The 8404-nt window shown below is 65.7% G+C and carries 8 protein-coding genes; 6 read left to right on the plus strand and 2 right to left on the minus strand.

All coding sequences use genetic code 11. The annotated features are described in order from the left end of the window. The coding region (locus tag GEV05_29200; GenBank protein MPZ47368.1) for a CapA family protein at positions 1 to 210 on the minus strand (210 nt) is incomplete at its 3' end. 114 nt (positions 211 to 324) lie between these two features. Here GEV05_29200 and GEV05_29205 point away from each other — a divergent pair. The 6 genes from GEV05_29205 to GEV05_29230 all read left to right on the plus strand — a co-directional run bounded on the left by GEV05_29205 (position 325) and on the right by GEV05_29230 (position 6922). Next, positions 325 to 1350 (plus strand): hypothetical protein, encoded by a 1026-nt coding sequence (locus GEV05_29205; GenBank protein MPZ47369.1) that lies wholly within the window; start codon positions 325 to 327, stop codon positions 1348 to 1350. 128 nt (positions 1351 to 1478) lie between these two features. Continuing rightward, on the plus strand, positions 1479 to 2456 hold the full coding sequence (locus GEV05_29210; GenBank protein MPZ47370.1) for a hypothetical protein: 978 nt from the start codon (positions 1479 to 1481) through the stop codon (positions 2454 to 2456). A 42-nt stretch (positions 2457 to 2498) separates the two neighbouring features. Beyond that, positions 2499 to 3632 (plus strand): CapA family protein, encoded by a 1134-nt coding sequence (locus tag GEV05_29215; protein MPZ47371.1) that lies wholly within the window; start codon positions 2499 to 2501, stop codon positions 3630 to 3632. Then, on the plus strand, positions 3536 to 5053 hold the full coding sequence (locus GEV05_29220) for a hypothetical protein (protein ID MPZ47372.1): 1518 nt from the start codon (positions 3536 to 3538) through the stop codon (positions 5051 to 5053). The genes GEV05_29215 and GEV05_29220 overlap by 97 nt, the downstream gene beginning before the upstream one ends. A gap of 112 nt (positions 5054 to 5165) precedes the next feature. After that, a complete protein-coding gene (locus GEV05_29225) occupies positions 5166 to 6317 on the plus strand; it encodes an amidohydrolase family protein (protein MPZ47373.1) in 1152 nt (383 codons plus the stop codon). Positions 6318 to 6361: 44 nt separating this feature from the next. After that, complete coding sequence (locus tag GEV05_29230) at positions 6362 to 6922, plus strand: nitroreductase (protein ID MPZ47374.1); 561 nt, start codon at positions 6362 to 6364, stop codon at positions 6920 to 6922. A gap of 1 nt (position 6923) precedes the next feature. Here GEV05_29230 and GEV05_29235 read toward each other — a convergent pair whose 3' ends face one another. Beyond that, entirely contained in the window at positions 6924 to 8393 is a 1470-nt protein-coding gene (locus tag GEV05_29235) for an ABC transporter permease subunit (GenBank protein MPZ47375.1), read from the minus strand. Between the last annotated feature and the right edge of the window lie 11 nt (positions 8394 to 8404).

Raw genomic sequence — 8404 nt, forward strand, 5'->3', positions numbered from 1 at the left:
GAAAATCGAGGCCATGTGCGGGGGCAGGCGGCTATGGGCGTCGCCCGAGTGCACCTGCATCGCGCCGCGCTCGGAATACACGCGCTCGACCTGGCCGAAGCGCAGATCGGCTTGCGCCAGCACCGGCCGCACGAGCTCGCACAAGGCATCGACCGGCTCGTGGATCGGTCCGACGTCGCCGCAACCGAGCAGTGTGATTGCTGTCTCCATGGTCATGCCTCCTCTGTTGGCACGTGAGCCGCGAGTGCCGGCCGTGGCAGGCACTACCGCCCAGCGGCGGCAAGCTGCAGGCGCGCTGTCGCGTCACCCGCTCGACGAGCGCGCATGTATACACGCGGGTACGCTATGATACACGCAGGCCCGGACATCGGTCGGACCGTGTCGAAGGACAGGCAAGGAGGGTTCATGGGGGAAAAGTCCGCTCGGCTGCAACAACTTATTCAGCGCAAGGACAAGGTGCTGGCCGTCCTGCATCCGCCGACCGCGGCGCATGCCCGCGTCATGCAGGAAGCTGGCTGCGAGGCTGGCTTCGTCGGCACGGGCGGCGTCGTCGGCACCTATACCGGGCTCGCGGACGTGGGCACCATGACGATGACCGAATGCGTGCAGGTGGCGGGCTGGATCGCGCAGGCCGTGGATTTCCCGGTCATGCTGGACGGCGACACCGGGCATGGCGGGGTCATGGCGGTGCGGCGCATGATCCGCGAATGCATACGCGCCGGTATCGCCGGCATCCGCATCGACGATCAGCCGATCGAGGGCAAGCGTAAGACGCAGAGCGCAGGCGTCGAAGTGGTGCCGCTGGAACAGGCGATCGCGCGCTATCGCGCAGCGGTCGACATGAAGAACGAGCTCGATCCCGATTTCGTAGTCATGGCGCAATGCTACGCACGCGATGCCGCGAACGGCGGGCTGGACGAAGCCCTTGCGCGCCTGCAGGCTTACAAGGAGCAGGCGGGCGTGGATTGGGTGCAGCTCGAGTCCCCGCATTCGGTGGAGGAGATCAAGCAAGCGCGTGCGCGGGTGCAGGGGCCGTTCTCGTTCATGAAAGGCAAGCTTCCGCGCTACCTCGGGCTGGAAGAACACCTCGCGCTCGGCGTCAACATCGCCTGGTATCCGGGCTTCACCCACCACGTCACCTGGGCGGCGCTGTTCGACTTCATGCAGCAGTTCAACGCCAAGGGCATGGCCGCCTGGGAAGAATTCGTCGCGAGCCGCAAGGATCGCCCGTATCCGATCCCGGAGGTTCCGGCGAGTGGGGAAGGACTGGAGAAGCAGCGCGAGCTGGAAGAGCGCTATCTGGCGGAATCGGCGCGCGCGAAGTACAAGCAGAGCGGTGACAGCCGCTGACGACGTCGAAACATTCAAACAAACCTATCTGCGCGAGGTGGCGAAGTGGGAGCAGTTCACTCGCAAGGCGAAAGCCGGGAGATGAAGGCCGACACGCCGCGCGCGAATGCGAGCGGGCCGACTGGACCATGACCGAGGGCTGGTTCGCGACCCAGCTTTTCGGCGTTGTATCAGGAGCGGCTACTGCCGCGCGCCTGCTGGGCCTCGACGCCGATCGTACGGAGACTGCGTTCGGCATCGCGTATACCCAGATGAGCGGTAGCCGGCAGATGGCGGTCGGCACCGCCACGCACCTGCGCTCCATGCAGGCGGGGTTTTCCGGCCAGGGCGCGATTCTCTCGGCCGAGTTGGCGCAGCGCGGCATCGTCGGCTCGCGCGAGATTCTGGAAGGGCGCTACGGGTTGTTCCGGAACTACGTGCGCACCGAGAGTCCCGACTGGGATGCGATCGACGGTGGGCTCGGCGAGCGTTTTCCGATGCTGGATCTGCATGGGTTCAAAGTCTGGCCGGCGTGCGGCTATACGCGGCCGACCAATGCCGCCACCCTTTTGTTGCGCGAGGAGTTCGGCATAGAGCCCGACGAGGTCGAGGCGATCGAGATCGTCGGCGGTAGGGGAGCGACGCAGCTACTTTCCGAGCCGCTGCAGCTCAAGCGCCGGCCGAAGCTCGGCATCGACGGCAAGTACAGCATTCCGTTCACGACCGCGGTGATGATGGTCAAAGGCAACGTGACGCTGCGCGATTACACCGACGAGGGCTTGCGCGATCCGCGCGTGCTCGCCATGGCGGATCGCATCTCCTATCGGCCAGGATTGCCGGGGGCGATTGCGGTCGGGGGCAACTCCGGTGTGTCGCGTCCGACAGTTGAAATTCGACTGAAAGACGGACGCCTGCTGTCGCGCACGGCGGCGGGCGTGCCCGGTGATCCGAAGAACCCGGTCAGCCGAACGATGCTCGAGGACAAGTTTCGTGATTGCGTGTCGTTCGCGGCCGAGCCGATCGACCCCGCCGACATCGACCGTGCGGTTGCGCTGATTGCGCAGCTGGAGAACCTCTCCGACGTCACCGAAATCATGCGACTGCTGACACCCAGAGGAAAGGACTAGACAGTGAGCCTGGCACAACAGCCGGCGCCCGGTGCGCCGACGATTTCGTTTCTCGGAACCGGCGATTGCGGCCCGGTTCACGGGCCCAAGGATGGATTTCCGATCGAACGCTACACCGAGCTGGTGCGCCCGACGCTGGCGACGGTCGATCTGAGATTCGCCAACTGCGAGCGCCAATACTCCTCGCGCGGCAAGGCGAGCGAAACCTCACCCCATGGCCGCCAACCGCCCGAGATGGCGCAGATCTTTACCGACTGCGGTTTCGACGCGGTGACGATCGCCAACAACCACATGTACGACTTCGGCCCGGACGCGTTACTCGACACGCGGGCGCTGCTGCTCGAAAAAGGCATCGCGGTCACCGGCGCGGGCCGGGATCTCGACGAAGCGCGCCAGCCCGCCATCGTCGAGCGCAAGGGCATCAAAGTCGGATTCCTCGGCTATTGCTCGGTGATACCGGAAGGCGGCGAAGCGGCGCCGGGCAAGGTCGGCATCGCGCCCCTGCGCGTCGTTTCGAGTTACGAGGGACGCGGGCCGCATGCATCGGTGCGCGTTGTCACGCGCCCGCACGACGGCGACATGACCCAAATCCTCGACGACATTGCTGCCCTGCACCGTCGGGTCGATATCGTCGTGGTGGCGTTCCATTGGGGCGTCATCTGGGTGCCGCGCGTGATCGCGGATTACCAGGTGACGGCCGCGCACGCGTGCATCGATGCCGGCGCAGACCTCATCCTCGGTCATCATGCGCATGTCCCGAAGGCGATCGAGACGTACAAGGGAAAGGCGATCTTCTATAGCCTCAGCAACTTCTGCATGACCAAGCCGTTCCCGTCGCCGAAATGGGAGGAAGCGCCCTGGGTGCACGGGGCGCTGCGCAACCACGCGGACCAGGACCCCGACTATCCGCTGCTGCCTTACGGGCGCGATGCGAAACGCACGCTGCTTGCGAAGGCGGAGTTCGCGAAGGACGGGGTGCGAAGCGTCTCCTTCCTGCCCATGATGATCGACAGGCAGTACCGGCCCGAGGTGCTGCGGGCCGGAGACCCGCGCTTCGACGATATGGTCGGGTACATGGCGTGGGCATCCGAGGGCTTCGATCATCGCTTCATCCTTCGAGGCGACGAGATCGTCGTGACCTCGGCGAATTCGCCGGCCATGGAGGGGCGCGCGTGAACGCAGCTCCAGCGGGGCTCGAACGCACGCCGGCCGCATCGAAGGCGGTCGACCGCATCCAGTCGCAATTGAGCGACTTCGCGGCGCGATCGCGCTACGAGGCGCTCGACGCCGATACCGTTCACGCCGCCAAAGTTCGGGTCATCGACACGCTCGGCGCACTCATCGGCGGATTTTTCGGCGAGGCATGCCGCAGCGCGCGCGATATCGCCGCGCGCATGCCGCAATCGGCGGGCGCCACGGTCATCGGCACGCGGCTCGTGACATCGCCCGATGTCGCGGCGTTCGTGAACGCGACGACGGCGCGCTACGTCGAGATGAACGACGTCTATCACTGGCCGGGAAGCAGCGGCGGCCATCCCAGCGATGTTCTGACGCCGGTGCTCGGCGTCGCGGAGTATACGGGCGCCAGCGGGAAGGCGCTGATCAATGCCATCGTGCTCGCCTACGAAGTCTACCTTCGCATGTCGGATGCGGTGCGCACGCCCGGTTTCGATTGCACGAATTTCTGCACCATGGGCGTCGCGCTCGGTGCCGGCAAACTGCTCGAGCTCGGTCCCGACGAGCTCGCCGAAGCGTTGTCGATGGCGATTGTGCCGAACAACGCCTTGAACCAGGCGCGGACCGGCCACCTCACCATGTGGAAAGCCGTGGCGGCGGGGCAGGCCGGGCGGGCCGGTGTATTTGCCGCGCTGCTGGCGCAAGCGGGGATGAAAGGGGCGCATGCACCTTTCGAGGGCAAGGCCGGGTGGTGCAACCATGTTGCGAGGCGGACCTTCTCGCTCGAGACGTTCGGCGGCCGCGATGCCGCATTCAGGATCCACGATACGCTGATCAAGCCGCGCGCCTCGTGCGCAACCACGATCTCGTCCATTCTCGCCGCGGAGATAGCGGCCGCGAAGCTCACGGACGTGGAGCAGATCGAGCAGGTGCGGGTGGAAGTCTACGAGCGGGCGAAAACCGGAATGGGCACGGGCGAGCATCACTGGAATCCCGATTCGCGCGAAACGGCCGATCACAGCATTCCTTATGTCGTGGCCGCCACGCTCATCGACAAGCGGTTGACGCCCGCGTCGTTCGGCGACGCTCGCTTGCGCGATCCGCGCTTGCGCGCGTTGCTGCCGAAGATCGAGGTGGTCGCCGACGACGCCTTTACTGCCGCGTACGAACGCGTACCGGTGATGCATTGCACCCGGGTGACGGTACGCCTTCGCGACGGCGGCTGCATCGTCGGCGAAGCAGGCGGCGACAAGGGCGACCTGTCCCAGCCGAAAACGGATGCGGAGATTTCCGACAAGTTTCTCGCACTGACCGAGGGCGTGCTCGGTGCGAGACGGGCGAACGCGGCTCTCGAGGCGCTCTGGCGCCTGGAGGCGATGCCCGCCGTGACGGCGATCCCGAGCTTGCTCATTCTTGCCTGAAGACACCTTGAACATGCATTTCTGGCACGCGCGCAGCGCAAGCTGGACTAGACTCATGCGACCGGCGTGACAAATGGTTGGACGATAGATACGGCTCACTGGAGGCCAGACGATGGCGAAGAACGGCTACAAAATTTTCGATTCCGATACTCACGTAGGACCCTTCATGGAGGTCCTGGAGAACTACCTCACCGCGCAAGAGAAGTCACGGCTCTCCGGCTGGGAGGAATTCAAGCGCAGCAACCCGAAAGGCCATGTCACTTACGCCAAAGGCCAACGCCTCTATCGCCGCAGGCTCGGCGACGCCAAGGCCGATCAGGCGCCCGCGGGCTACATGGCGGGGTTCACGGGTGTGAAGCGCGAGCGCGATCCTTCGCCGCGCGTCGACCACGATCCCGCCGAGCGCATCAAGGACATGGACTACGAAGGCGTGGACGTGAATCTCACGCTGCCGTCGGGCTGGTTCGGCACCTGGACGGCCGGAGAGGATGTCGCGCTGGAAATGGGCATGTATCGCACGTATCACCGCTGGATGCAGGATTACTGCGGCGCCTATCCCGAGCGCCTGGGCGGCGTGATCCTCGCGTGTGGGCGCGACGTACAAGGCAGCGTCGAGGAAGTGCGCCGCTGGGGCAAGTCGCGCTGGGCCTGGGGCGTGATGCTGTACGCGCCCTACGGCACGCCAATCGATCATCCGGACTTCGAACCGATCTGGGCCGAGGCGGCCGAGCACGATCTCGCCGTGGTGCTGCATACCTTTACGGTCATGCCGCCGTATGCGCCCGGCGGCCTCGATACCTGGGAGAATCTCTTCATCCAGCGCTCGGCCGCGCATCCCTGGTGCGGCATGCGCAACATGGCGGCGCTGATCGGCGGCGGCCTCATGGATCGTTATCCCAGGCTTCGCCTCGCAACGCTGGAGGCGGGCCACGGCTGGCTGCCGTTCTGGATGAAGCGCCTGGACGAGCACGCGCAGACCATCCGCGCCGCATTGCCTGCGCTCAAGATGAAGCCGAGCGAGTACGTGACCAGCGGGCGCTACTTCCAGAGCATCGAAGTGCCCGAGGGCGCCGGATTGACCAACGCGGTAGCGGACCTCATCGGCGACGACGTGTTAATGTACGCTTCCGATTACCCGCACGGGGAGAGCCATTTCCCGGAGACGGTGAAATTGGCGCTGGCGTGGGAGATGAGCGAGGGCCGGCGCCGCAAGCTCATGTGGGACAACGCCGCGCGCCTGTATGCGCGCGCGGGTCTGCAATAGATGTCGGAACGAGAGAGGGCAACATGGATACGGTAAAGTCGGCCATGAATGCGATCGAAGCACTGCACACGCGCGAGTCGGCTGCGAAGGTGCAGGACCCGGCCCCCGACGCCGCCGCGCTGGATGCGATACTGCAGGCAGCAGTGCGCGCGCCCGATCACGGACGCTTGCGGCCCTGGCGATTCGTCGCCATCCGAGGCGAGGCGCTGAACCGGTTCGGCGACGTGCTGGCCGATACCCTGCAAGCCCGCTCGCCCGATGCCACGCCCGACATGCTCGCGCGCGAACGCGCCAAGGCGCTGCGGGCACCGCTGATCGTCGTCGTCGCCGCCCGTGTTCAGCGCGGCGGCAAGATTCCCGAGATCGAGCAGGTCCTGTCGTCCGGCGCGGCCGCGCAGAACATCATGCTGGCGGCACATGCCATGGGGTATGGGGCGATGTGGAAAACGGGCGATCCCGCGTACGACCCGCGCGTGAAGCAAGCCTTGGGATTGCAGGAGGACGATGCGATCGTCGCCTTTATCTATCTCGGCACCCATACGGGCGGGCCGCGCCCGACCGCGCGGCCAACGGTGCAGGAGTTCCTGACCGAGTGGCGCGGCTAGATTATTCGATCTTCGGGCGAGCGGTCTTTTGCGCACGCTGCCACGGTGAGGCATAGCGCTCGGCGAGCTCGAGCGCGGCCTGCGTCAACAGCGCCAGCGCGGCTGCGGGAATCGCTCCGGCCAGGAGCAACGCGCTGTCGTTGAGCGCGAGCCCCGAGGCAATGCGCTCGCCATAGCCGCCCGCACCTACGAAGGCGGCAATCGTTGCCGTGCCGACGTTGATGACCGCGGCGGTCTTGATCCCGGCGAGTATGGCGGGTGCCGCCAGCGGGAGCTCGATCCTGAGGAGCCGGTCCCGCGCGGAGAGACCCAGCGCCGCGGCCGCCTGGCGTAACCCATTGCCGACGCCGACGAGACCCGTGTGCGTGTTGCGCACGATGGGCAGCAGGCCGTAAAGGAAAAGCGCGATCGCGGCCGGCACGATGCCGATCGCACCGATCAGCGCAACCAGGAAAGCCAGCAGGGCGAGCGACGGGATCGTCTGCATGATACCGGCGAGCGCGAAGATCGGCTGCGCAAGGCGCTGCCTGCGCACCGCCGCGATGCCGAGCGGAACGCCGACGAGGATGCTCGCGACGACCGGAATGAAAACGAGCAGCAAGTGCTCTACGGTCAGGCGGGCGAAATCGGGTCCGAACAGCAGCTCGAAAAAAGTTCTTCGCTCCCGAGCCTGCGGAGCCGAATCGAACAGCAACGCGCTAGCATCGCGGAAGCTCAGGCCATCGATCTCGGCTGCGGCGTTCATGCGCAGCATGGTCGCTTCGTCGATGTGCCCGGCAAGCGCCGCGATGCCCTGCCATTGCGCGGCGAAACGCTGCGGAACATCGCGCCGGTAAAGCAGCACGGCATCGTAACGGGGGAAATAGTTGCGATCGTCGGCGAGGATTTGAACGCCGTAGCGCAGCACCTTGGCGTCGGTCGAATACACGTCGATCACGTCGACCCGTCCGGAGTCGAGGGCTTCGTAGGCGATGCCGTGATCGAGCCCGGCCGGCTGGATCGCTTCGAGCCCGTAGCTTCGGGCGAGACCGCGCCAGCCGTCGTTGCGGGCGAGAAACTCGTGCGAAAACCCGAAGCGCAGCGACGGATGCCCGGCGAGGTCGCCGATACTGCGCAAGCCGAGCTTTGCGGCCACATCCTTGCGTACCCCGACGGCGTATGTATTGTTGAAACCGAGCGGTTGGCTTACCGCAAGGCCTTGCGCTGCCAGCGCGGCGTTCAATTCGGCGATGGAGAGGTCCGACTCGCGCTTCAGGATCTCGCGCGCGATCGTGCCGGTGTATTCGGGATAAACGTCGATCGATCCCGAGCTCAGCGCGGCATGCAGTATGCCGGTGTTGCCGAGCCCTGGCTTGTGCATGGCGACGGATTCTCCGCCGGCCGCGCGAACCACGATCTCGGCGAGGATGTACGATTCCGTGAAGCGCTTGGAGCCGACCTTCAGGCGCTCGGCCGCTTCCGCTGTCCCAATCGCTGTCGCTG

Source organism: Betaproteobacteria bacterium (genome assembly GCA_009377585.1).
Taxonomy (GTDB): Bacteria; Pseudomonadota; Gammaproteobacteria; order Burkholderiales; family WYBJ01; genus WYBJ01.